Annotated in this window: 16 protein-coding genes; 13 read left to right on the forward strand and 3 right to left on the reverse strand. The window is 70.3% G+C overall.

Going from position 1 to position 23,758, the window contains the following annotated elements; translation table 11 throughout:
• Positions 1-121: 121 nt before the first annotated feature.
• The 3 genes from ABZS42_RS03515 to ABZS42_RS03525 all read left to right on the forward strand — a co-directional run bounded on the left by ABZS42_RS03515 (position 122) and on the right by ABZS42_RS03525 (position 5,665).
• A complete protein-coding gene (locus ABZS42_RS03515; RefSeq protein WP_355142162.1) occupies positions 122-2,938 on the forward strand; it encodes a BTAD domain-containing putative transcriptional regulator in 2,817 nt (938 codons plus the stop codon).
• A gap of 159 nt (positions 2,939-3,097) precedes the next feature.
• Positions 3,098-3,577 carry a sigma-70 family RNA polymerase sigma factor gene (locus ABZS42_RS03520; RefSeq protein ID WP_355142164.1) on the forward strand — a complete coding sequence of 160 codons (480 nt, stop codon included), beginning with the start codon at positions 3,098-3,100 and terminating at the stop codon, positions 3,575-3,577.
• Between the two features lie 126 nt (positions 3,578-3,703).
• Positions 3,704-5,665: a BTAD domain-containing putative transcriptional regulator gene (locus ABZS42_RS03525; protein ID WP_355142166.1), complete on the forward strand. Its 1,962-nt coding sequence runs from the start codon at positions 3,704-3,706 to the stop codon at positions 5,663-5,665.
• 42 nt (positions 5,666-5,707) lie between these two features.
• Here the strand turns inward: ABZS42_RS03525 and ABZS42_RS03530 are convergent, their stop codons facing one another.
• On the reverse strand, positions 5,708-9,076 hold the full coding sequence (locus ABZS42_RS03530) for a S8 family serine peptidase (RefSeq protein WP_355142168.1): 3,369 nt from the start codon (positions 9,074-9,076) through the stop codon (positions 5,708-5,710).
• A gap of 43 nt (positions 9,077-9,119) precedes the next feature.
• Here ABZS42_RS03530 and ABZS42_RS03535 point away from each other — a divergent pair, with 43 nt between their 5' ends.
• Positions 9,120-9,371, forward strand: coding sequence for a hypothetical protein (locus ABZS42_RS03535; RefSeq protein WP_355142170.1), 252 nt, complete (start codon positions 9,120-9,122; stop codon positions 9,369-9,371).
• A gap of 78 nt (positions 9,372-9,449) precedes the next feature.
• On the opposite strand, the gene ABZS42_RS03540 is transcribed toward ABZS42_RS03535, so the two are convergent.
• A complete protein-coding gene (locus ABZS42_RS03540; RefSeq protein ID WP_355142172.1) occupies positions 9,450-12,242 on the reverse strand; it encodes an ADP-ribosylglycohydrolase family protein in 2,793 nt (930 codons plus the stop codon).
• 293 nt (positions 12,243-12,535) lie between these two features.
• Positions 12,536-13,537 (reverse strand): nucleoside hydrolase, encoded by a 1,002-nt coding sequence (locus ABZS42_RS03545; protein WP_355142174.1) that lies wholly within the window; start codon positions 13,535-13,537, stop codon positions 12,536-12,538.
• A 605-nt stretch (positions 13,538-14,142) separates the two neighbouring features.
• Here ABZS42_RS03545 and ABZS42_RS03550 point away from each other — a divergent pair.
• From ABZS42_RS03550 to ABZS42_RS03590, 9 genes are all read left to right on the forward strand, one after another.
• Positions 14,143-15,321: a nucleoside hydrolase gene (locus ABZS42_RS03550; RefSeq protein ID WP_355142343.1), complete on the forward strand. Its 1,179-nt coding sequence runs from the start codon at positions 14,143-14,145 to the stop codon at positions 15,319-15,321.
• 232 nt (positions 15,322-15,553) lie between these two features.
• On the forward strand, positions 15,554-16,594 hold the full coding sequence (locus ABZS42_RS03555; RefSeq protein ID WP_355142176.1) for a LacI family DNA-binding transcriptional regulator: 1,041 nt from the start codon (positions 15,554-15,556) through the stop codon (positions 16,592-16,594).
• Positions 16,591-17,544 carry a ribokinase gene (locus ABZS42_RS03560; protein ID WP_355142178.1) on the forward strand — a complete coding sequence of 318 codons (954 nt, stop codon included), beginning with the start codon at positions 16,591-16,593 and terminating at the stop codon, positions 17,542-17,544. The genes ABZS42_RS03555 and ABZS42_RS03560 overlap by 4 nt, the downstream gene beginning before the upstream one ends.
• Complete coding sequence (locus tag ABZS42_RS03565) at positions 17,534-17,905, forward strand: RbsD/FucU domain-containing protein (protein WP_355142180.1); 372 nt, start codon at positions 17,534-17,536, stop codon at positions 17,903-17,905. Before ABZS42_RS03560 ends, ABZS42_RS03565 begins: the two co-directional genes overlap by 11 nt.
• Positions 17,906-17,957: 52 nt before the next feature.
• Positions 17,958-18,920: a sugar ABC transporter substrate-binding protein gene (locus tag ABZS42_RS03570; RefSeq protein ID WP_355142182.1), complete on the forward strand. Its 963-nt coding sequence runs from the start codon at positions 17,958-17,960 to the stop codon at positions 18,918-18,920.
• A 62-nt stretch (positions 18,921-18,982) separates the two neighbouring features.
• Positions 18,983-20,485, forward strand: a complete 1,503-nt coding sequence (locus tag ABZS42_RS03575) for a sugar ABC transporter ATP-binding protein (RefSeq protein ID WP_355142184.1) — start codon at positions 18,983-18,985, stop codon at positions 20,483-20,485.
• Entirely contained in the window at positions 20,482-21,477 is a 996-nt protein-coding gene (locus ABZS42_RS03580; RefSeq protein WP_355142186.1) for an ABC transporter permease, read from the forward strand. Before ABZS42_RS03575 ends, ABZS42_RS03580 begins: the two co-directional genes overlap by 4 nt.
• A gap of 179 nt (positions 21,478-21,656) precedes the next feature.
• On the forward strand, positions 21,657-22,532 hold the full coding sequence (locus ABZS42_RS03585; RefSeq protein WP_355142188.1) for an alpha/beta hydrolase: 876 nt from the start codon (positions 21,657-21,659) through the stop codon (positions 22,530-22,532).
• A 156-nt stretch (positions 22,533-22,688) separates the two neighbouring features.
• Positions 22,689-23,663 carry an aldo/keto reductase gene (locus tag ABZS42_RS03590; protein ID WP_355142345.1) on the forward strand — a complete coding sequence of 325 codons (975 nt, stop codon included), beginning with the start codon at positions 22,689-22,691 and terminating at the stop codon, positions 23,661-23,663.
• Positions 23,664-23,758 lie beyond the last annotated feature (95 nt).

Here is a 23,758-nt window from a genome sequence, read left to right on the forward strand (position 1 = left end):
CCACAACCCCCGCCCCGCCGTGCCGCCCCGCCCCCCCCGCCCCCCCCCCCCCACCTCCGGCGTTCGCCCCGGTCCAGTGGCCGCGGGCTTCGATGCGGATCGGCCGGTTACCGTTTCCGCTGTGCGGGCGGAGGTGGACGAGACGATCGGCTTCTCGGTGCTCGGCTCGGTCAGAGTCGTCCGCGCCGGCGCCGAACTGCGTCTGGGTGCCCGCCAGCAGCGCCTCGTGCTCGCGTTGCTGCTGGCCCGGGCCGGTTCACCGGTCTCCCTGACGGAACTGGTCGACCTGCTCTGGGACGACGACGCCCCGGTCAGCGCCGCGAACGTCGTACACCGGCACGTCGGGGTGCTCCGCCGGCTGCTCGAGCCGGACCTGCCCACCCGGTCGGCGGGGCGGTACCTCCCCCGGGAACTCTCCGGCTACCGGTTACGTGTCGACGAGGAGTCGCTGGACCTGCTGAAGTTCCGGTCACTGAGCAGGCTCGCCGGCCGGCGGCTGCGGGACGGCGATCCGGAGTCGGCGCTGCGGCACTCCCTCGACGGGCTGCGGTTGTGGCGCGGCCGGTGCGCCGCGGGCCTGGAACCGGCCTCCCGCCGGCATCCCGCGTTCCTCGCCGTGGAAGCCGAACGCGCCCAGGCCGTGCGGGAGGCCGCCGACGCCGCCGAGCGCTGCGGCCGGATGAGTGCCGTACTGGGGTCGTTGCGGCAGGCCGCGGAACTGCACCCGCTCGACGAGTCGCTACAGAGCCGGCTGCTGCTGGCCCTGGCCGCCGACGGCCGCCAGGCGGAGGCCGTCGAGACGTACCGGGTGGTGCGCCGCCGGCTCGACGACGAGCTGGGCATCGATCCGGGCGAGGAACTGCGGGAGGCGTACGACCGGCTGCTGCACCAACGCACCCCGTCCGCGCGTCCCGTCTCGCCGGCACCGCTCCCCCGGCCCGCGCAACTGCCGCCGGACCTGCCCTTCTTCACCGGCCGCGACGACCTCGTCGCCGAGGCCCGCGCGTTGGTGACCCGCCCGGGTGGACCGACGGTGCTCGCGATCGACGGGATGCCCGGGATCGGCAAGACCGCCCTGGCCGTTCACCTCGCGCACCAGTTCGCCGCCGCGTACCCGGACGGGCAACTCTACGTCGACCTGCGCGGATACGACGGGCGAGAGCCGGCGATGAGCCCGACCGAGGCGCTGCGCGGGTTCCTCGGCTCGCTCGGGGTGCCGCAGGACGGGATTCCCGCTGAGCTGCACGCGCAGGCCGGCCTGTACCGCAGCAGCCTTGCCGGTCGGCGCCTGCTGATCGTGCTCGACAACTGCCGGGACGCCGAGCAGATCCGGCACCTGCTACCGGGCAGCCCCGGCTGTCTGGTGATCGTCACGAGCCGCACTCGGCTCAGTACGCTGCTGACCACGGCCGGCGCGCACCCGTTGCCGGTCGGTCTGCCGAGCCTCGACGAGGCCCGCGCGGCGCTCCTGCGCCCGCTCGGCGACGTCCATGTCGCCGCGGACCCGGCCGCGATCGACGCCATCATCGCCCGCTGCGGGCGGCTACCGCTCGCGCTGGCCGTGGTGGCCGCCCACGCGGCGGCCCGGCCGCGAACATCACCGGCGCAGATCGCCGCCGAGCTGGCCGAAGCGCCCGCGAGCCTGGACGGTTTCGACGGCGACGACCCGCAGACCGGGTTGCGGGCCGTCTTCTCGTGGTCCTACCAGGCGCTCTCCGTCCCGGCCGCGCGCCTCTTCCGGCTACTGCCGATCCATCCCGGCCCTGACATCTCGGTCGCCGCGGCGGCGGGGCTGGCCGGCGTCTCGCTGCGCACCGGTCGGGCGCTGGTCGGCGAGCTGAGCCGCGCGCACCTGATCAGCGAGGAGCGGCCGGGCCGCTACCGCACCCACGACCTGCTGCTGGCCTACGCCACGGAGCTCGGCGAGGAGCATGACAGCCCGGCCGAGCGCGCCACCGCGGAGCTGCGCTGCCTGCAGTTCTATCGGGCCACCAGCTACCAGGCACACCGGCGGCTGCTGACCTCCGAGTACCACCCGATGATCGAGCCGGGGCCGGGCGAGACCCCGCTGCGCTTCGCCGACCAGCGCGACGCCATGCGCTGGTTCGCCGCCGAGCGGCAGGTCCTGACCGCGCTGGTCGGCCGGGCCGCCCGGCAGGGCCGGCACACCGAGGCGTGGCAGCTCGCCCTGGGCATGCAGCAGTTCTTCGACCTCAGTGGCCGCTGGGTCGACTGGGCGACGACCGGCGAGGTGGCCCTCGACGCCGCCCGTGCCGGCGGCGACCTGGTCGGGCAGGCCCGGATGCACCGAAGCCTGGCCGGGGCGGCCTACTTCCGGCACGAACACGAGACCGCGCTCGGGCATCTCGACCAGGCGGTCGAGCTGCTCAGCCGGCTCGGCCTGCTCGGTGAGCTGATCCGGGCCAACATCAACCGGGCGATGATCCTGGGCGCGCAGGGGCGGCACGAAGAAGTCGTCCGGGCGGTTTCCGCGGCGCTGGGATCGGCCCGGACGGTCGGCGACGACAAACTGCTCGCCGACTCCCTGGCGGTCATGGGCGCGAGCAACGCCGAGCTGGGCCGGACCGAAGAGGCCATGCGTTGCGCGGAGCAGGCGATGGCGCTCTCGCGCGGAGCGCAGTACAGGCTGGGCATCGCCGAGGCGTGGGAGGTGCTCGGCCGGGCACACCACGCCCGGCACGAGCTCGGCACAGCGGTCGACTGCTGGCGCGAAGCGGCACTCGCCTACCAGGAGGCGTCAGCGCCGGCGCCGGCCGCGGAGGTGTTGGCGCTGCTCGGCGACGCCCTCGCCGCCGACGGCCAGCAGGACGCCGCGGTGAGGGCGTGGCGGGAGGCGCTGGCCCTGATCCCGTACGCCCAGACCCGCACCGGCCGACGGTTGACCGGCCTGCTGGCGGCAGTCACGTCGCGTCCGTGACCGATCGCGATCGGCGACGGCACTCGATTCGCACTCACACGTCAGTCCAACCTCACCCCACGTCCCTAGGCTCGGGCCTCGACTCGCCGTTGTTCCTGCCTGTGGGGGTAGACATTGCTCCGGGCACCCGATGAACCGCCGGCCGGCCGGGCCGAGCGCATGACCGCACTGCACGCGGAACATGCCCGTGCCGTGCTGCGCCTCCTGCTCCTGCTGACGCACGGCCAGCGGCAGGCCGCCGAGGATCTGCTCCAGGAGACGATGCTGCGGGCCTGGCGACACCTCGACTCCGTACCCGCCGAACCCGAGGCCGCCCGCCGGTGGCTGCTCACCGTCGCCCGGCGGCTCGTCATCGACGGTGCCCGGCTGCGGCGGGGCCGTCCGGCCGAGGTCCACCTCGTCGACATGACCTGGATTCCGGCTGGTGACGACACGACCGGCAGCGCGCTGGCGTCGTACGCCATGCGGCACGCGCTCGGGCGCCTGAGTCCGGCGCAGCGCAGCCTGCTCTCCGAGGTCTACCTGGTCGGCCGGTCGCCGGAGGAGGTGGCGGGCCGGTTGGGGTTGCCGATCGGCACGGTGAAGTCCCGGACCCACTATGCGCTGCGCGCGCTGCGCAGCGGTCTCAACGCGGCCTGACCAGGGATGACTCTGCCGGTCGGCAGAGTCCCAGCTCACATCGCCGCGGCGCGGGCCCCGTCAGGGGTGCGGGTCCTGCCACGCTGTGACGATCCCGGCAACCGGCCCCACCTGGATCGCCTCACGATGACCAGCCCGCTGTCCTTCGCAGTTCTCGGCCCCATCCGGGCCTGGCGCGGCCAGTCCGAGATCGACCTGGGCACCCGGCAGCAGCGGCTGATCCTGGCGTTGCTGCTCGTCCGGGCCGGCGGCGCGGTCAGCGTCGCCGAACTGGTCGACCTGCTCTGGGAGTCCGATCCCCCGCCCAGCGCGGTCAACGTGGTGCACCGGCACGTCGGGGTGCTCCGGCGGCGCTTCGAGCCGGGCCTGCCGACGAGGACGGCAGGTTCGGTGCTGATCCGCGACGGCGCCGAGTACCGGCTGCGGATCGACGGGGAGTCGTCCGACCTGCTGCGGTTCCGGCGCCTGGTGGCCGAGGCGGCGGGCAGCTCCGCAGAGCCGGCCGTCGAGCTGTACCGGGAGGCGCTGGCCCTGTGGCGCGACAGGTGCGCCTCGGGCCTGCAGGCCGGCGGCCGTACCCATCCGGATTTCGTCGCGGTCGACGGCGAGCGGTCCGCGGCCGCCCGGGCGGCGACCGACGCCGCCCTACGGGCCGGGTACGTCCACACGGTGCTGCCCGCGATCCGGTCGTCCGCCGAGTACGAGCCACTGGACGAGGCGCTTCAGGCGAGGCTGCTGCTCGCGCTCGCCGCGGACGGCCGACGGGACGAGGCGCTCGCCGCGTACGCCGACATCGAGCATCGGCTCGCCGACGGACTCGGCATCCAGCCGGGCGTCGACCTGCGAGCGGCGCGGGACACCCTGCTCCGCCACCACGGTCCGGCCGCCGGCCCCGGGTCACCGTACGCCGCCACACCCGCCCTCGCGCCGCCCGCAGCGGCACCCGCCCGGGCGCAGGCCACCATCAACCGCCCGGCCTTCACCCGGTCCGGCGCGCCACCGGGCGGTGTGGAGGCCGAAGCATGGCCACCTGCCGAACCGGATCTGTCGCGGCCGGCCCAGTTGCCCGCCGACCATCCCTACTTCACCGGCCGCCGGGCCGCCCTGGCCGCCGTGGAGGAGCTGCTGGCCGCGGATCCAGCCAGCACGTTGGTCATCGACGGGATGCCCGGCGTCGGGAAGACCACGTTCGCCGTGCACCTGGCGCACCGGTTGGCCACCCGCTACCCCGACGGGCAGTTGCACGCGGACCTGCGCGGTTTCGACTCCGATGACTCGGTGATGACACCGGCGGAGGCGCTGCGCGGCTTCCTGTGGTCGCTCGGCGTCGCGCCGAGCGCCATCCCGGACGAGCTGCACGCCCAGGCCGGTCTCTACCGCAGCATCCTGGCCGAACGCCGGATGCTGATCCTGCTCGACAACTGCCGCGACCGGGACCAGATCCGGCACCTGCTGCCCAGTACCGGCGGCAGCCTCGTCATCACCACCAGCCGCCGCCGGATCAGTGGCGTGCGCGGTCCGGCCGGCGCCCACCCGGTGCACCTCGATCTGCCGAGCAGCGACGAGGCACGCGAACTGCTCATCCGCCGCCTCGCCGACGCGGCGGCCGCCGACCCGGCCGCCATCGACGAGATCGTCATGCGGTGCGGGCGACTGCCGCTGGCCCTGGCGCTGGTCGCCACCCGCAGCGTCGGCCGGCCCGGGCTCAGCCTGCCCTCGGTCGCCGCCGAGCTGGCCGAGGCCGATGGTCGGCTCACCGGCTTCGGGGACACGCACGCCGATCTGACGGCGGCCTTCTCCTGGTCGTACCAGGCCCTGTCTCCCGAGGCAGCTCGACTCTTCCGGCTGCTGCCCCTGCACCCGGGCGGTGAGGTGAGTGTGGAATCGGCCGCCGCCCTGGGCGGCCTGTCGCCGCGTTCCGCCCGTACCCTGCTCGCCGAACTCGGCGCGCAGCTGCTGATCGAGCCCGGCGGGGACCGGTGGCGGATGCACGACCTGCTGCGCGCCTACGCCGTGGAGCTCGGGGAGGAACACGACGACGTCGCCGAGCGGGAAGCCGCCGTCGAACGAGTCCACGACCACCGGTGACCCGGACGCGGCGCCGGTGGGCACCGCGTCCGGGACCGACCGTCAGTACCGGTAGGCGCGGATGATGGTCTGCTTGACCGTGTTACCGCTGGTGTCCGTCGCGGCGCCGCGCAGTGAGACGAAGCCGTGGCCGGTCGGGTTGTGCACCAGGGCGACCGCCTTCTCGCCACGGCGCTGCACGGTCAGCTTCCGCCAGGTCTTGCCGTCGTCGAAGGACGCGTCGACGGTCAGGGTCTTGGTGTGACCCGGCGCCGCCCCGACCTGACGGTCGAGCGAGATCGGGATCGCGAACAGCCGCCCGGCCGGGGCCCGGTTGTCCAGATCGAGCTCCGGGGTGTACCGGATCGCCGTCATCGGCAGCTTCACCAGGTCGCCGTCGCTCACGTGCCCGGACTTGAAGGTCCACTCCGCGTCGACGACCGTCGACAGGGTGAACGCCGGGTCGCTCTGGAACCTCGCGGTCAGCCGGTAGTCGCCCTCCTCCGCGGGCACGTCCCAGGCCCACGGCGCCTGGTTCGCGTCACCGACCTTGACGCCGTTGCGGTAGACGTCCACCTGCACGCTGCCACCGATGACGTGCCGGAAGCCCATGTGCCCGGCGCCGTCGCCGTGCAGCGGTCCCGGCCCGCCGATCGTGTCGCCCCAGTAGCGGGTGGCGTACTGCTGGCCGAAGTTCGGCTCCGGGAACACCGGCCCGACCACCCCGTTGGCCCACTTCACCGTGTACGTGTGCCCGGGCTTGAAGCTGGTCCACGGCGACTCGTAGTACGTGTACCCCTGCTGTCCGGCGACCGACTGCCACACCGCCTTCTTGTCCTGGTTGTAGTACTCGGTGATGGTGCTCGGCACGTCGTAGGTGAAGCTCGGCGGGGCCTGGCGCCCGTCGGACGACCGGTGGATCGCCGAGTTCCCGGGTGCGTGCGCGAACGCGAGCCGCGACACCGGCACGTCGGCAACGTCCGCACTGACCTGGGAGCGGACCGTGGCGAAGTCACCCGCGCGCAGCTTGCGGGTCAGCCCGGTCATCATCCTCTCCGGCTCGTAGAGGTAGACCCGGTAGGCGTACGGGCTGTTGTGCAGGCTGCCGTCCTGGGCCACCTGGCCCCACATCCCGTTGACGTAGGAGACGAAGCCGGGCGTCTTGCCGGCCCCGATCTGCGCGGTCCGCAGGTGATCGAAGGGAAGGTTCATCAGCACGTCGAACGGGTCGTTGCTGCCCCAGATCTGCGGCTGCTCGGTCCGGATCGTCCAGCCGGCCTCGGGGAAGACCAGGGAGGCCTTCGGGTTCGGCACCGACACCGCGATCGGCTTCGCCAGGCGGGTGTCCATGGTGAGCGTCTGGTCCCTGGTCAGGTCCAGGCTCGGGCGCACCAGCGAGGTGATCTGCGGGAAGCGGGCGTCGCTGGTCTGCATGTAGGTCTGGACCAGGTAGCGGCCCGCCCGGATCCGGTACGTGGTGGTCTCGGGATCGGTGAGCTGCAGGACGGTCTGCCGGTCCAGGTCGGTCAGGAGGGTCACCCAGCCCTGCTCGCTCGTGGGCGCTCCCCCGTCCGGTCCCACCAGCTTGAGCGTCAGCTGGCTGCGGGCGATGTCGAGCGCGACCGGGGTCTGCACCTGCGCGCCGTCGCCGCTGGCGGTCACCTCACCGCCGAAGTAGCGATCCGGCAGGTCGGTGCCGGCCTGCACGGTGACGGTGACAGTGGCCGTGCCGCCCGCCGGGACCGTAACCGAGGAGGCGCTGAGCTTGAACAGGCCGGCCCCCGCCGGGGCGCCGTCGGCGTCCTTGGCGTCGAGCGAGACGGCCAGGGTGAGAGCGGAGGAGCCGCTGTTCGCGTACGTGATCGTGCGCTGCTGTGCGGTGGTGGTCCGCTCGAAGGCCACGCTGACCGGGCTCGCCGTGACGCTCTGCCGGGTCGCCCGTGCCACGTCGAGGAAGCCCGCGCCCTGCTCGTAGACACCGATGGCGGGGTTCGGCTTCGCGGCCGCCATCAGCGTGGACTTGATCTGCTCGGGCGTCCAGTCCGGGTGCTGCTGGGTCAGCAGCGCCGCCGCGCCGGCCACGTGCGGAGTCGCCATCGAGGTGCCGTTCATGCTGGTGTACTGCGGGTTCTCCTCGTACGGCCACAGGTCGGACGTCGCGCTGCGGGCGGCGACGATGCCGACGCCGGGCGCGGTGATGTCCGGCTTGATACCGGCGTCGCCCGCGCGCGGACCCCGGCTGGAGAACTCGGCCAGTTCGCCCGTCTTGGTCACGGCTCCCACCGTCAGCGCCTCAGCAGCGCTGCCGGGCGAATCCACCGTGGACTCACCGTCCATGCCGTCGTTGCCGGCGGCGACGACGAAGAGCACGCCGTAGCGGTGGGTGAGGTCGGCCACGGCCGCCTCGATCGGGTCCGTCTCCGGGCTGTCCGGGCCACCGAGGCTCATGTTGACGACCTTGACGCCCTGCTGCGCCACCCAGGTCATGCCGGCCAACATCGCCGACTCCGGGCAACCCTCCTCGACACAGACCTTGGCGCTGTAGAGGGTCGCGCCGGGTGCCATGCCCTTGAAGCGGCCCTGCGACGCCTCGCCGCCGCCGGCGATGGTGGAGGCCACGTGGGTGCCGTGGCCGACCCGGTCCAGGGCGTCCGGGTCGGCGGTGAAGTTCTCCGCGGCGGCGACGCGGCCGGCCAGGTCGGGGTGGGTCCGGTCAACGCCGGTGTCGACCACGCCGACCTTCACGCCGGCTCCCGTGAAGCCCGCCTGCCAGGCCTCCGGCGCCCCGGTCAGCGGGACGCTGACGTCGAGGGTGGGCTGGCGCAGCCCGTCGAGCCAGATCTTGTCGAACCCGGCCCGCAGGCGCCGCTCGGTGCCACCCGTGGTGGACGTGATGCCGTTCCAGAAGGAGACGGCCTCCGTGCGGCTCTCCCCGACGGCGCTCAGCCCGGGAAGCTCCCGGGTGCTCCGGGCGCCGGCCAACCCGGCCGGTTCGGCGCTGCCGTGCTGGACGATGAGGGGCAGGGTGGCCCGGGTGTCGTCGTAGCCGAATTCGACAAGCGTCGAGATGTCGAAGAGGCGCTCGTCGAGCTTGCCCCGGTTGAGCAGGTTGACGGCGTCGGCGGGGATGACCCGTACGTCCTCGCCGGCGCTGTGGGTGATGAACGGGATCCGTTCCCGTCCCTTGCCCGGCACCACGTCGACGGCCGTCTGGCCGTTCACGGCGCTGACGTGGACGGTGTCGCCGGTGACCAATGTGATCGTCCGGGGCTTGGCGGCGACCGCGGGCACGGTCGCCGGCTTCGCCACCGCCGGGATGGTCGTCGGCTTCGCGGCCCGGGGCTGCGCGGAGGCAGGTGTGCCGCTGGGCACCACCGCCGAGACGCCCAGCACCACGAGTGCCAGCGCCGATATGTTGCGAACTGTTCGCATCGTTCTCCTAGAGGAATGCGAGGGTTATCCGGAGGCTCCAGACGTGAACGACGCGCAAAAGTTCATGGATGGTGACCTGAGTCACAACTTCGGGCCGGTGGGTGACCGAAGCTCAAGTCCTGACCGGAGCCGCTCGTCGCCGTCGTGCCGTGACGTCATCGACTTCGCTGCCCCGTACGGCGTGCTCGGGTGGCTGCTCACCGAGGCGCTGCTGCACCGGTACCTGCGTCGGCTGATCGAGTCGCGCAACTCCTATCTGGTGAGCAGTCTCGCCGGCGGATCAGACCCACCCTGACACCGCACTAGCGCCGCATCGACGAGCGGGGCGCTCGTACCTGACGGTACGAGCGCCCCGAGGACGCGGACTCTCCGGTCACCTCACCGTTGAATGCGGCTCCAGCTCGATGGTGTCGATCCCGAAGCCGTACCGCGGCGAGGTCGCCTGCTTGCCGGTTACGACAAAGCTGATCTCGTGCGTCCCGGCGCTGAGGTCGACCGGACCGTAGGTCTGGCGATCGATCGCCACATCCCCGGATGTCGAATGGTCGTAGGCCTCCCCGAGCGGCTCACCGTCGAGCGTCCGGGTCTGGATCCCGAAGTCCCAGGCCTTGGTGTACGCGAGAATCAGGTCGTAACGGCCGGACTGCGGCACCTCGAACCGCAGAGTGAGTCGGTCACCGACCCCTTCCGCCTGGAACCAGAGCTGCCGGCCGTCGGACCAGCTCACGCCGCAGCAGTCGCCCTGGATCTGGTACGGCGCGGTCGCCTTCGCCGGCGGTGTCAACGACTCCGCCTCGATCATGAAGACGGAACCAGTGGTGGCCGAGGCGAGGTTCGAACCTGCTCCCTCGACGCCGCCGTCGTCCACTGGGATCACCCGGTAGTACCAGGTCTCGTTCAACCCGGTTTCCGTGTGCGTGAAGGAGGTGTCGTCGACCTCCGCGAGCAGCGTGGCCGGCCCCACGACGAAGCCGGGGTCGGACGACCCGTACACCCGATATCGCACGAGGCCCTTCCCGGCGTCGGCCGGCTGCCAGTCCAGCCGGATGCTGTTCCCCCGTCCGGCGGTGGCCACCAGGGGACGGATGTCACCGAAGGTGAACACGGAGACCACTCCGGTGGTGGACGGGATGTCGATCCCGGCGACGCTCGCCTCAGCGGTCAGGTGCCGGAGCCCTAGGGTGCGCGTACCTTCCGGCACCTGCACCTGGAACACTGCGGACGCCTGCCCGCCGGGTCGCACGTTGTGGAACTCCACGCTCTTCGGCGACACCCGCAGTCCGTCCGCGTCGAGCGTGAGGCGGCCGTTCCACGGGCGTGCCCCGCCGTGCGGGAGGGTGACGGCGACCCTCAGCTTCGCACCAGGCGTGAGTGCGGCGGATGCGGGAGTGACCACCAGGGGCGAGTCGACGACGCCGCTTCCGCGGGACTTGGCAGGTGCGAGCGCGTCGACCTCGGCGACGCTCGCGTATTCGCTCTCCCCGAGGTCTCCGACCACCCGCACGCCCGTCGCTCGCATCGAACGCCCGAGGGCGAAATCCACGATCTGGTAAGGCTGCTCGCTACCGAGCTTGCTCAGCTGCACGACGCTCGACGGCGCCTTCTGCCATCGGCCGTCGAGCCCTCGCAACTCGACCCGGGCAGACTTCAGCCAGCCGCCGGTCTCCGTGGTGTCGCCTCCCATGAAGCGCACCGTGTCGACCTCCACGGGCCGGTCGTAGGTCACCGCGAACGTCAGCGGCCCGTCGATGCGTCCGGTGAAGAACTTGGCATCCTGCCGCGGTTCGTCACCGGAGAAGTTCGCTTCGCGCCCGTCGGCGAACAGTGCCGGATCCGGACGCCCGCCACCATCGCTCGTTCCGGTCGCCGAAGTGGTCGGCTGAACCTTGCCGCCGGCGCGTCTTACCTGGTTGTTGGCACTGCGCAGGTACAGGTCGACCGCGGGGTTGGCGCCGGCGAGGCTGGCGAGGCGTTCAGGGTCGGGGGCCGGGACCGTCGGGATGGCCCACCCCTCGGTCGAGACCGTGCCGCCTCCGGAGCGGACCATCTCGTCCACCAGCGGCAGCATGCGGCCGGCGAGCATGGTGAAGGTGTCCTCGGCCTGCGCATCGTCCGGCAGGTAGTCGGGCATGTTGTCGCGGGTGCGGTTGATGTTGTATCGGTCCGAGAGAGTGACTCCGGGGAACTGCGCCCGGATGTGATCCGTGCCTCGCATCAGGCCGATGAGACCACCCAGGGTGGCGGTGGGATTGTCGGAGTCCCAGCCGGACAGGGTCCCGATCTGGATGGTGCGCCGGTAGTCGGTCTGCCCGTACAGAAGCGCCATGATTCCCGTGGCGAAGTTGATCGCCGCCTCGACGTCGGCGCGGTAGATGAAGCCGTGTTCCGCCGCGTCCACCTGGTAACGCCGGTGGATCCGGTCGCGGGTCATCTCCCAGTCGTTCACATCCGGGTTGGCCAGGAAGTCGGCAAGGACGAAGTCGACGATGTCCGCCGCCTTCGACGTGTTCGGCACGTACCTACGCGCCTCTCGGGTCAACCACAACGCCTGGTCGCGCCCGGTCATCCGCTGGTCGACGACGGGGGCGAGGGCGTACAACGCCACGTAGTACTGGGAGATGTGGGTGGCGTAGCCGTCCGCCGTGGTGCGGATCGGCAGGTCCGCAAGCTGTAGGGCACGGTCGGGCCGACCGGGGGCGACCGCACCGAACACCTCGGTCGTGAGCTGCGCGTCGATCATGAGGGAGTCGGTGTTCGCGACGTTCATTCCGGTGGACGGCGGCACGATGCCGCGCTCCATCAGTCCTCTTGCGCGGGCGTTGGATACCCAGATGAAGTCGTTGATGTGCCGCCGCCATCCATCGGCGATCTGCTCGGGTGATAACCAGGGGCTGCCCGCGACGTTGGCCATCAGGTGCGTGTAGACGTACTCGATGTCGGTGTCGTCATCGGCTCCCCAGGGGTCCTGGATGACGAAGTCGATCGGCGCACCGCCCTGCCCCTGGTTGGTGCCCCAGTCGTCGTCCGTGTAGAAGGGGAGTTTGGACCGTTGCAGCTCGGTGCGGAGTCCGGTCCAGTTCGCGATGCACTCGGCTAGCCACATGGCCTGGAGCCGGTCGGCGTACGTCTCCCTGCTCAGCGAGAGCCTGTCTCCGGGTCCGCTCACCGCCGTGGCACCGGCGGTGGCCGAGGTGTGGGCAGCCTGCGTGATCGGGGCGGGCCCGTTCGCCGCGGCGGGGGCGGGTGGCGCCGCCAGGGCAGTGGCCGCACAGACGGCCACCGCCCCGACCGCAATCGTTCGGGTAACTCGTCGCGCTCCGTACATTCCGGGTCCTCCCTGCTGCGTACCTGCGGGAGCCGGTCCGGTGAGGGGGCGAGGACCCCCTCACCGCACGGCCGTGTCAAGTCATGGCCGCCGGTGGCACCGGGCCGGGCACCGACGGTTGTCCGCTCGGAAGGTCATCCGTCGTGCCGGTGGCGCCCCGACTCGGGTGGCTGGACCATCCATTCCTCGAGCACACCGGCGATCTCGCCGTCCGGGGCGGTCGTCTCGAGGTAGAAGCGGTTCGCGCCCGGCTTGGGGGTCCAGTTGTTCGATCCGTCCGCGGCGAAGTTGACGACGCCCGGCTCGGATCGCCGAAACATCCCGTTCCCGCCGAGCACGGCGTAGTAGACGGCAGTGATGTCCCAGCTCTCGCGGTTGTTCCCGAAGCCGACGTAGAGCTCGTAGGCGGCCCGGACCGGATTGGCCGGCGGGGTTCCGAAGAACAGTTGCCGTCCGGTGTAGATGCTGTCGCCCACCTCGAAGCCGCTGTAGACGACCGGCGTCGGCCAGCGCTCGGCGACGGTGGCGGCCGCTGCCGGGTCGAGTCGGATGTTCCACTCGAAACCGGTTGGGAACTGGGCGCCCATCGCGACAACGTGGTGGACCTTCTTCGCCACCAGTTGCGCCCCGGAGAGCCTGCTGTGGTGATCGGGACGCGATGCCAGCAGCTGGGCCAGGTTGGTCTGGCCACCCACCACGGCGATCACCACGCTGTGGTCGGGCTGCTTGGCGAGGATCTTCCGATACAGGTCGACGGCCTCGAGTACTCGGGAGGAGTCCCGCACGTCGTTCGGGAAGGACTTCGCGAGGTGCTCGGCGTACGTCGAGAGGTTGTTGTTCTCCGGGTCGTCGTAGCCCGGTTCGAGCGCACCGATGGGGATGTTCCCGTTGCGGTAGTACGTGTTGATGGCATCGAGCCCGGGGGCGGCCCAACGTGTCAGGTTGCTGGTCATCATCGCCAGTACCCGCACCTTGCCGTCGTCCTGCATCGCGTTGAGCATCGCGGCGGCGCCGGCGTCGTCGACGTCTCCGCCGAAGTCGGTGTCGAAGATGAGCCTGACCGGCTGCGCGTGGTGGCGTCCGGACGCGGACGACGGTGGTGCGCCGACTGCCGTGACGGCGAGCGCAGTCGCCATGACGGCAACGATCCCGTGGGCGAGTCTTCGTCCTCCAAGCATTCGCGGTTCCCTTCTGTCCGTGCTTGCAACTCGTGTTGTCAACTCGTGTTGCAGTCATCGAAGCCAATCTCCGAAACGGCCGGCAAGACAGCGACCAGTGTCGTTACATGTTCGTAACCGAAGGTCGCTCGGCGGTCAGCGACAGCGACTCACGCGTCGCTGACATGCCTGTCCCTTATGGACAGGCACTTCGGCGCAGGCCGGACGGGGTGACGGCCTCGAGTGGCACGACTCGACCCGGCAGGCATCGACAGATAGCCATGTCACGGATCGATCACGAAGGGTTGCCGTCGTGAATGCGAGTGCCGCAAGCTGCCTGGCAACTCGAGTTGCCAATTCGAGTTGATGATTGTGTGACGCTCCGGATCCGTCACTGGCAGCCTCGTCCCAGCCAGCGACAGCCCGCGCGCCGAACCCCCGAGTCACTCCTGGTGATTCTGGGCCACGTGCGTGCGGATTCGCCTCCGGACGGGCTGCCGCGACTGGCCGCCCCGGCCGCGATTCCATTCGGCGAGCCCGCCTCGCCGCAGCGTTCGAGCGAAAGGATGGTCCGCACGGTGAAGATGCCCAAAGCCCCGGTACTCGTCTCGACGGTTTCCACAGCTGTCCTCGGCGCGGTGCTCCTGGCGGTACCGGCCAGCCAGGCGCAGCCGGCCGCGCAGGTAGCCCTGCCAGCGCAGGTCGCTCCGGCGGCACCGCCGGCCCCGGCGGCGACCGAAAAAGTCATCATGGATGTCGACATGGGGCAGCTCAACGACGATGCCGTCGCCATGTTCATGCTCGCCAACTCGAAGAAGGTGGACCTGCTCGGGGTCACCGTGGTGTCGGGCAACACCTGGGCCGAGGAGGGAACGGCCTACTCGCTGCGGCAACTCGAACTCATCAAGCAGCAGACCCAGGTGCCCGTCGTACAGGGTGGCGGCGAGCCCTTGATGGGCAGCCGCCAGGCAACCATCGGTGCCGAGCAGGACCTGTTCGGCAACGTCGAGTACATGGGGGCGTACCGGCGCGAGCGTCCCCCGTCCTACCGCGAGCTGGCCACCGAGCCCTACGGCGGCTACCCCAAAACAAAGCCGGCCCGGGAGGCCGCAGCGCAGTTCATCGCCGAGCAGGTGAAGAAGCATCCGAACCAGGTCACCCTGTTCGTCCTCGGCCCGGCAACCAACGTCGCCCTCGCCGTGCGCACGTACCCCGAGATCGTGCCCCTGGTCAAGCAGGTGATCTACATGGGTGGCGCCGTCGACATCCCCGGCAACACCTCACCAGCGGCTGAGTTCAACTGGTGGTTCGACCCGGAGGCGGCGAAGATCGTTCTCCGAACTCCGTTCAAGCGGCAACTCGTGGTGCCCAACGACGTGGCCGAGCGGGTGCACTACACGAAGAAGGAGTACGACCGCATCGTCGGCGCCCGGAACACCCCGATCACCAAGATGTTCCGTGACCTGCAGGGCCCGCAGTTCGAGGCGAACCCAGCCCGCGAGTCCTTCGTCTGGGACGCCATCACCTCCGCCGTGTTCCTCGACCCCTCGATCGCCACGAAGATCGAGGACCGGTACGTGGACATCGACACGACGTTCGGCCCGGACTACGGCCGAGCGCTCGGGTACGGCCCGAGCGGGAACCGGGACATGAACGACCCGGAGAACTTCCCCGCCGGCACGCAGAAGGTCCAGGTGCTCTTCGACATCGACCAGAACGCCTTCTGGAACCTGTACGTCGACCTGATGACACGACCGATCTGAGTGGGCTCACGGCCACGACGTCGCGGTAAAGCACGCCTTCGTCCCGTCGTCGTGGCCGCGCCGCCCCTGCGGCTGCGTTGGCGAAGAACGGACGAGACAACGATCGGTGAAACATGGTGATGGTCAGACAGCGGAAAGCGTGGGCGGCTACTCGATCGACCCTTGCGGATCGCTGGCGGCGTTCAGATACTCCACCTCAACACGAGTTGATGACGGGAGTCGAGGGCGCGCAATGGTGACACGTCGAGATGTCGCACAGCTTGCCGGTACATCGGAGGCGGTCGTGAGCTACGTCCTCAACGGTGGTCCGCGGGGCGTCGCTCCGGCCACCCGCGAACGGGTGCTCGCGGCGATCGGGCAGCTTGGTTACCGACCCAACGCGGTGGCCCGCTCGTTGCGTACGAACCGGACCATGACCTTCGGCCTCGTGGTCCCGGACAACTCCAACCCGTTCTTCGCCGAACTCGCCCGCAGCATCGAGGATGTCGGCTTCGAACACGGCTACACGATGCTGCTGGGTAATGCGATGGACGACGACGAGCGGGAGGCCACGTACGTCCGGGCCTTGATCGACCGGCAGGTCGACGGCCTCATCGTGGTGCCCGCGCACGGCGGCGCCCGCGGCTGGATCACCGAACTCGCGCAGAAGGGCATGCCACGGCTCGTCCTCGACCGGGAGATCGAACTGCCAGAGGCGACTCAGGTGCTGGTCGACCACGAAGGGGGCGCCTATCAGGCGACCACCCACCTGATCGGGCATGGCCGGCGTCGGATCGGCTGCGTCGCCGGACTCGCCGGCCTGCACCCCACGGTCGACCGGGTGGCGGGCTGGCGGCGCTCGCTCGCCGATGCCGGCCAGGAGCCGGCCGCCCTGGTGCACGTTCCTTTCGGCCGGGCCCACGGATACCGCGCCGGCCTTGCGTTGTTGGCCGAGCAGGATCGGCCCGACGCGCTCTTCGTCGCCAGCGACGAACAGGCGCTCGGCGTCCTTCGGGCGGCCGCCGAGATGGGTGTCCGCGTCCCGGACGACCTCGCGATCTTCTCGTTCGACGGAATCGAGGGAGGCGCCTACACCGTTCCGGCCCTGTCGACGATGCGGCAACCCGTCGAGAGGTTGGGCCGGCTCGCGGTGGAGTGGCTGGTGGCGAAGGTCGCCGACCCCGCCCGCCCGGCGACCCGTGTCGTCTGCACGACCAGGCTGGTCGCCCGTGGCTCGTGCGGCTGCCCGGACCCCGCCGGCGGCGACTCCTCCGTTACGGAGGCCGCGGCGTGACGACTGGAAAGATCGTCGTCCTCGGCAGCCTCAACATGGACCTGTCGATCCGGGTACCGCGCCTGCCACGTCCCGGCGAGACGGTCGCCGGCACCGAGATGGTGCGTGGCACCGGCGGCAAGGGCGCCAACCAGGCACTCGCCGCGCGGCGGTTAGGTGCCCAGGTCGCGCTGGTCGGCGCGGTCGGCGCGGACCAGTTCGGCGCCGAACTGCGCGACGACCTCCTCGCCAGCGGGGTGGACGTGACCGGTGTGGCAGTCGCGCCGGAGGTCGCCACCGGGGTGGCCCTCATCGTCGTCGACCCCGACGGCGAAAACATGATCACTATCTCGCCCGGTGCCAACGCGACGCTGACGGCACCCGACCTGCGGGCACAGCTCGACGGTGCGCACGCGCTGCTGCTCCAGTTGGAGGTCCCCGTCGACGCGTGTCGCGCCGCTGCCGACGCCGCCCGTTCCGCTGGTGTCCCGGTGGTACTCAACGCCGCACCGCTACCCGACCACCCAGGCGACGACCTCGCCGAGCTGATCCGCGGGTCCGACGTGCTGGTGGTCAACGAGACGGAGGCTGCTGGGCTCGCCCCGGGAGCTGCCACCGCCAACGACGCGGCGCGGATGCTGCGAGACCTCGGCGTTCCCGAGGTGGTGGTCACACTCGGCGAACACGGCGCGATCGCCGCCGACCAGGCTGGATTGACCCACGTTCCGGCCTTCGAGGTGGACGCGGTCGACGCCGTCGGCGCCGGCGACGCGTTCTGCGCCGAGTTCTCCCTCGCCCGCACCGCTGGTGGGGCCGACCTCACCACGGCCACCCGGCGTGCCTGTGCTGCCGGCGGGTTGGCCGCCTCCCGCCCCGGGGCGGCGGCATCCCTGCCGCACCGCGACGAGGTGGACCGGCTGTTCGACGCACCGACGTACAACCCCCCGGAGGTGACCACCCATGCGACCTGACGGAGTGTGGCATCCGCGCCTGCTGGCGGTACTCGCTGAGGCCGCACACGGTGACCTCATCGTCATCGCGGACGCCGGGCTGCCCGTGCCGCCCGGAGTGGAGTCGATCGACTTGCTCTGGCGACGCGGCGAGCCGCCGTTCCTCGCCGTACTCGCGGCCGTGCTGGACGAATGCGTCGTCGAGCGCGCGACCGTGGCCGCCGAACGGGGCGGCGGCTGGGACGTCCTGCGCGACATCCCGACCGAGATCGTGCCCCATGACGAACTCAAGCGCCTCACCCGTCGGGCGCGCGTGGTGGTGCGTACCGGGGAGGCCACCGCCTACGCCAACGTCGTCCTGCACGCGGGAGTCGCCTTCTAACCAAGGCCGAGCAGGCCCAGTCACACCCACCACCCACCGAGAGGAGTCACCCGTGCGACGCAGAATCGCCCTCACCGCGGTCGTCACCGTCACCACGGCATTGGCACTGGCCGGCTGCGGCCAGGAGAGCACCGATGGCCCGGCCCCCGGCCAGGCCGGCGGCAAGCCGACCGTCTGCTTGGTGATGAAGTCCCTCGCCAACGAGTACTTCCAGCAGATGCAGACCGGCGCGGTCACACACGTCAAGGAACGCAACGACCTCACCCTCGATTCGAGCGGCACACAGAACGAGACCGATGTGGACGGGCAGGTCGCTCTCGTGGAGAGCTGCATCACCAAGCGAGCCAGGGCGATCGTGATCGCTCCGGCGGACTCGAAGGCGCTGGTGCAGGTGGTCGCCAAGGCGGTGAAGGCCGATATCAAGGTGGTCAACATCGACGTCAAGCTCGACGACGGCGCGTTGCAACAGGCCGGGGTCGAGGTGCCCTTCGTTGGCCCGGACAACCGGGACGGCGCTCGACAGTCCGGGAAGGTGCTCGCCGATCTCCTCGGCAAGGGAGGCAAGGTGGTCATCCTCGAGGGCAACCCGGGTGCCGACAACGCCACCCAGCGCAAGAACGGGTTCAACGACGCGGTGGCGGAGGGCGGGCTGACGCTGCTCGACTCGAAGACCGCGCACTGGGAGACGGACGAGGCGAACCAGGTCTTCGCCAGCATGCTCACCGCCCACCCGGACATCCAGGGTGTGCTTGCCTCCAACGACTCGATGGCCCTCGGTGCCATCAAGGTCATTCAGGAGCGCAAGGCGAACGTCAAGGTGGCGTCGTTCGACAACATCCCCGCCGTCAAGGAGCACCTGCAGAGCGGGGTGATGGTCTCGACCCTCGACCAGTACGGCTCGCAGCAGGCCGCTGACGGCATCGACTTCGCCATGAAGATGATCGGCGGCGAGCAGGTGACGGGCTGGCAGAAGACCGAGATCAAGCTGATCACCAAGGACAACGTCGGGTCGTGACGCGGGTCGCGGTGGGATCGGTGATTCCGGTCCCACCGCAACCGCCTAAGGAGTAGGTGGCCATGGCTGTGCTGGAGGTCTCGGGCCTCACCAAGCGGTATCCGGGCGTGACGGCGCTCGACGCTGTCGACCTCGATGTGCGGTCCGGCGAGGTCCACGTCCTGATCGGTGAGAACGGTGCCGGCAAGTCCACGATGGTGCGGTGCCTGTCCGGAGTTGAGCGCCCCGACGCCGGTGGCATGACGCTGTACGGCGAGCGGTACCAGCCGGACAGCGCGGCCGACGCGTTGCAGGCCGGCGTGCGCGTCGTACATCAGGAACTGGCGTTGCTGCCCAACCTGTCCGTCGCTGAGAACCTGTTCCTGCACCACCTGCCACGCCGGGCAGGGGTGGTCGACCGGTCGGCGCTGGACCGTATGGCGCGGGAACTGTTGACCGAGGTGGGCCTTGACCTGTCCCCCAGGACTCCGGTGGAGCGACTCGGCATCGCCCAGATGCAACTTGTCGAGATCGCGAAGGCACTCAGTGGGCAGTGTCGGCTGCTCATCATGGACGAGCCCACCGCGACGCTCACGCCCAAGGAGACCGGGCGACTGTTCGAGATCCTGCGCCGGCTGACTGCGACCGGCGTCGCCGTCATCTACATCTCGCATCACCTGGAAGAGATCTTCGAGATCGGCGACAGGGTCACCGTGCTCCGCAACGGAAAGCATGTGACGACCCAGGAGGTGGCCGACCTCACCACGGCTGAACTCGTCCGGTTCATGGTCGGCCGGGACCTCGCCCACGAGTATCCGCCGGTGCGCCCGCGCGAACTGGGGGCGGAACTGCTGCGGGTCACCGACCTCAAGATCGCTCCCGCCGCACCGCCGCTGTCGCTGGCCGTTCGCGCCGGTGAGGTCGTAGGCGTCGCCGGGTTGGTCAACTCCGGGCGTACCGAGGCGATGCGGGCCATCTTCGGTGCGGACCGTTGCGCATCCGGTCGCGTCGAGGTGCGCGGGCGTCCCGCCCGGTTACGGCACCCACGCACCGCCGTACGCGCCGGGATGAGCTTCCTCACCGAAGACCGCAAGGCCCAGGGGCTGGTGCTCGACCTGTCCATCGCAGCGAACATGAGCCTCGCCAACCTGCCGGCCGTCAGCAGATTCGGCCTGCTGAACCGGGCCGCCGAGGCCGCGTCGGCCTCCGCTTTGGCGGAGAAGTTGCGCGTCGCGTCCCGGGGCGTACGTCAACACGTCCGCGCCCTGTCCGGCGGCAACCAGCAGAAGGTCGTGCTGGGGCGCTGGCTTGCTGCCGACACCGACCTACTCATCGTCGACGAGCCCACCCGCGGCATCGACGTCGGCGCCAGGTATGAGATCCATCAGCTGCTGCTGGACCTGGCCGACGCCGGCAAGGGGCTGCTGGTGGTCTCTTCCGACCTGCCGGAACTGCTCGGCATCTGTGACCGGATCATCGTCTTCTCCCGAGGCGCTATTGCGGGGGAGGTACCGCGGGCCGAGTTCGACGCCGAGCGGGTGCTCAACCTCGCCTACTCGGGTTACCTGAAAGGAGTTGCGGTATGACGGCGGTAACCGCGCCGCGGGCGATCGGCGGTCGGTGGGCCAGCCAGGTGCTCGGCGAGGCCGGGATCGGGGTGGCCCTCGTCGCGCTCGTGGCGTTCTTCCTCGCCTTCGCACCGTACTTCGGCACCTCGCAGAACGTGCGCGACATCATGACCCAGATCACGATCAACACGATCCTCGCGGTCGGCATGACGTTCGTGATCCTGGTCGGTGGCATCGACCTGTCCGTCGGCTCGGTGATCGCACTGTGCGCGGTCGTCGCCGGCACCGCCATGACGGACTCCGGCCTGCCGACGGCCCTCGCGGTGCCGTTCGCGATCCTGGTCAGCGTCGTGATCGGCGCGGTCACCGGTTTCGTCAACGGCTTCGTCACCGAACGCTGGGTGGTGCCCTCCTTCATCGTCACGCTCGGCATGTTGTACGTCGCCCGAGGCGCCGCGCAGCAGTACACCGGCGCCGCCACCATCTACGACCTGCCGCCGGGCCTGACCCGGTTCGGCACCGCCACCTTCGCCGGCCTGCCTGCTGTGTTCGTGGTCGCCATGCTGCTGGTGGCGGTGGCCTGGTTCGTACTGAGCCGCACGGTTTTCGGCCGCCTGATCTATGCCACCGGCAACAACGAGGAGGCGGTGCGGCTGTCCGGCCACCGCACTGCCCTGATCAAGGTGGCTTGTTTCGTGATCGGCGGGGCCTGCGTCGGCGTCGCCGCGATCATCTACATGGCGCGATTGGGGGTGGCCAGCCCGATCCTCGGGCAGGGCTACGAACTCAACGCGATCGCCGCGGTGGTCATCGGCGGCGCGAGCCTCGCCGGCGGCCGGGGCTCGGTTGTCGGCACGCTCCTCGGCGCCTGTCTGCTGGGAGTGCTGTCCAACGGGCTGAACCTGATGGGCGTCTCCGACTTTCAGCGGACCACGGTCACCGGGGCGGTCATCATCGTCGCCGTGGTTCTGGACGCCTACCGCCGTCGCCTGTCCGTACGCCTGAGCTGATTGGTGCTCCGGCCCCGGCATCAGTCTGAATGCCGGGGCCGCGACCTCGTCCCACCCGTTCGGCCGAGGTGCGAGCCGGGGCCGCCATGAGATCAACGACCACGCTCGGCGACGTGTCCAACACTCCTGCGCATGTCGCAGGCGGGATTCTGTCCGACCCTGGCCCTAATCTCACCTTCATGACTACGAAACAGACCCACACGCTCGCCGCGTCCGGTGTCGATCTGGTCTACGACGTGCGCGGACCGCTCCCGCCGGCCGGCGGCCAGCCGGCGCTGCTCATGATCGGCCAGCCGATGACGGCGGAGGGCTTCGACGCGCTCGCCGCGAACTTCCCGGACCGCACCGTCGTCACCTACGACCCGCGTGGCCTGGGTCGCAGCAAGCGCACGGACGGCCGATCCGACCACACTCCGCAGCAGCAGGCGGCCGACCTGCACCTGCTGATCGAGGCGCTCGGCGCCGGTCCGGTAGACCTGTTCGCGAGCAGCGGCGGCGCCGTGACCGCGCTCGAACTGGTCGCGACCCACCCCGGCGACGTCGTCACGCTGGTCGCGCACGAGCCGCCGATCAACGCCGTGCTTCCCGACGCCGCCAACGCCGAGCGCGCCTGCGCCGCCTTCCGCGAGGCGTACCGGTCCAAGGGCTTCGGTGCCGGCATGGCCGCGTTCATGGCGATGACCTCCTGGCAGGGCGAGTTCACCGATGCCTACTTCGCCCAGCCCGCGCCCGATCCGGCGATGCTCGGCATGCCGGCCGACGACGACGGCACTCGTGACAACCCGCTGTTGTCGAAGAACTCGTGGGCGATCACGGACTACCGCCCCGACCCGGGCCGGCTCACCGCCGCACCGACGCGGATCGTGATCGCTGTCGGCGAGGAGTCGGCGCAGACGTACACGGCGCGTACGGCGCTCGGCACCGCAGCCCTGCTCGGCCAGGAGGCGACGGTCTTCCCGAGCCATCACGGCGGCTTCCTCGGTGGTGAGTTCGGCTACGCGGGCAAGCCCGAGGAGTTCGCGAAGCGGCTGCGTGAGGTCCTCACCCGAGGCTGACGAAGACCGCCGCCGCGGCCGGGCCGGTGGCCGGCCGCAACGGCTTTCGATCCTGAACCTGTGCGGCGCATCGCGGACGCTGATGGCTGCCGCGCGCGGAGTACCGTGTTGACGGTTGGGCAACAGGCCCCGGCCGCCCGCTGGAGGTGTACCACCGTGCAGTACGTAAGGCTAGGTTCGACCGGCCTGGAGATCTCGAGGATCTGCCTGGGGGCGATGAGCTACGGCGATCCGGAACGCGGCAACCATGCGTGGTCGCTACCGGAGGATCAGTCCCGTCCGTTCATCCGGCAGGCCCTCGATGCCGGCATCAACTTCTTCGACACCGCGAATGTTTACTCGGACGGCAGCAGCGAGGAGATCCTCGGCCGCGCGCTTAAGGACTTCGCCCGCCGCGAGGATGTCGTCATCGCCACCAAGGTGCACGGTCGGATGCGTCCCGGCCCGAACGGCGCCGGCCTGTCCCGCAAGGCGATCAACACCGAGATCGACAACAGCCTTCGGCGGCTGGGTACCGACTATGTCGACCTCTACCAGATCCACCGCTTCGACTACGCGACGCCGATCGAGGAGACGCTCGAAGCCCTGCACGATCTGGTCAAGGCGGGCAAGGTGCGCTACATCGGCGCGTCCTCGATGCACGCGTGGCAGTTCGCGAAGGCGCTCTACCTGGCTGATCTGAACGGCTGGACGAGGTTCGTCTCGATGCAGAACCACTACAACCTGCTCTACCGCGAGGAAGAGCGGGAGATGCTGCCCTTCTGCGCCGACCAGGGGGTCGCCACGATCCCATGGAGTCCCCTCGCCCGCGGCAAGCTGACCCGCGACTGGGATGCGACCACCGCCCGCACCGAGTCGGACGAGTTCGGCCGCACGTTGTACAGCGGCTACGAGGACGCCGACCGCTCCATCGTGGAGACCGTCGCGGCGATCGCCACGAACCGGGGTGTTTCCCGGGCTCAGGTCGCGCTGGCCTGGGTGGCCGGTAACGTCACCGCGCCGATCGTCGGCGCGACCAAGCCGCATCACCTCGACGACGCGGTCGCCGCACTCGACATCGAGCTGACCGATGAAGAGATCAAGGCACTCGAAGCCCCGTACCGGCCGCGCCCGGTGGCGGGCTTCAACTGAGCGTCCAGCGGTGCCGATGGCCGGGCCCGGCCGATGACCTCCTGGTCATGAAGGCGTGGGCCCGGCCTTGAGGCGCCGCAACCGTACGACCTTGC

Origin of the sequence: Micromonospora sp. NPDC005367, assembly GCF_040606825.1 — a bacterium.
GTDB lineage: Bacteria > Actinomycetota > Actinomycetes > Mycobacteriales > Micromonosporaceae > Micromonospora.

Excerpts from the sequence above, each read along its gene's own strand:
- ABZS42_RS03520 (WP_355142164.1), top strand. The coding sequence starts at position 3,098 with ATGACCGCACTGCACGCGGAACATGCCCGTGCCGTGCTGCGCCTCCTG.
- ABZS42_RS03525 (WP_355142166.1), top strand. The coding sequence starts at position 3,704 with ATGACCAGCCCGCTGTCCTTCGCAGTTCTCGGCCCCATCCGGGCCTGG.
- ABZS42_RS03530 (WP_355142168.1), bottom strand. The coding sequence starts at position 9,076 with ATGCGAACAGTTCGCAACATATCGGCGCTGGCACTCGTGGTGCTGGGC.
- ABZS42_RS03545 (WP_355142174.1), bottom strand. The coding sequence starts at position 13,537 with ATGGCGACTGCGCTCGCCGTCACGGCAGTCGGCGCACCACCGTCGTCC.
- ABZS42_RS03550 (WP_355142343.1), top strand. The coding sequence starts at position 14,143 with ATGCCCAAAGCCCCGGTACTCGTCTCGACGGTTTCCACAGCTGTCCTC.
- ABZS42_RS03555 (WP_355142176.1), top strand. The coding sequence starts at position 15,554 with ATGGTGACACGTCGAGATGTCGCACAGCTTGCCGGTACATCGGAGGCG.
- ABZS42_RS03565 (WP_355142180.1), top strand. The coding sequence starts at position 17,534 with ATGCGACCTGACGGAGTGTGGCATCCGCGCCTGCTGGCGGTACTCGCT.
- ABZS42_RS03575 (WP_355142184.1), top strand. The coding sequence starts at position 18,983 with ATGGCTGTGCTGGAGGTCTCGGGCCTCACCAAGCGGTATCCGGGCGTG.
- ABZS42_RS03580 (WP_355142186.1), top strand. The coding sequence starts at position 20,482 with ATGACGGCGGTAACCGCGCCGCGGGCGATCGGCGGTCGGTGGGCCAGC.
- ABZS42_RS03585 (WP_355142188.1), top strand. The coding sequence starts at position 21,657 with ATGACTACGAAACAGACCCACACGCTCGCCGCGTCCGGTGTCGATCTG.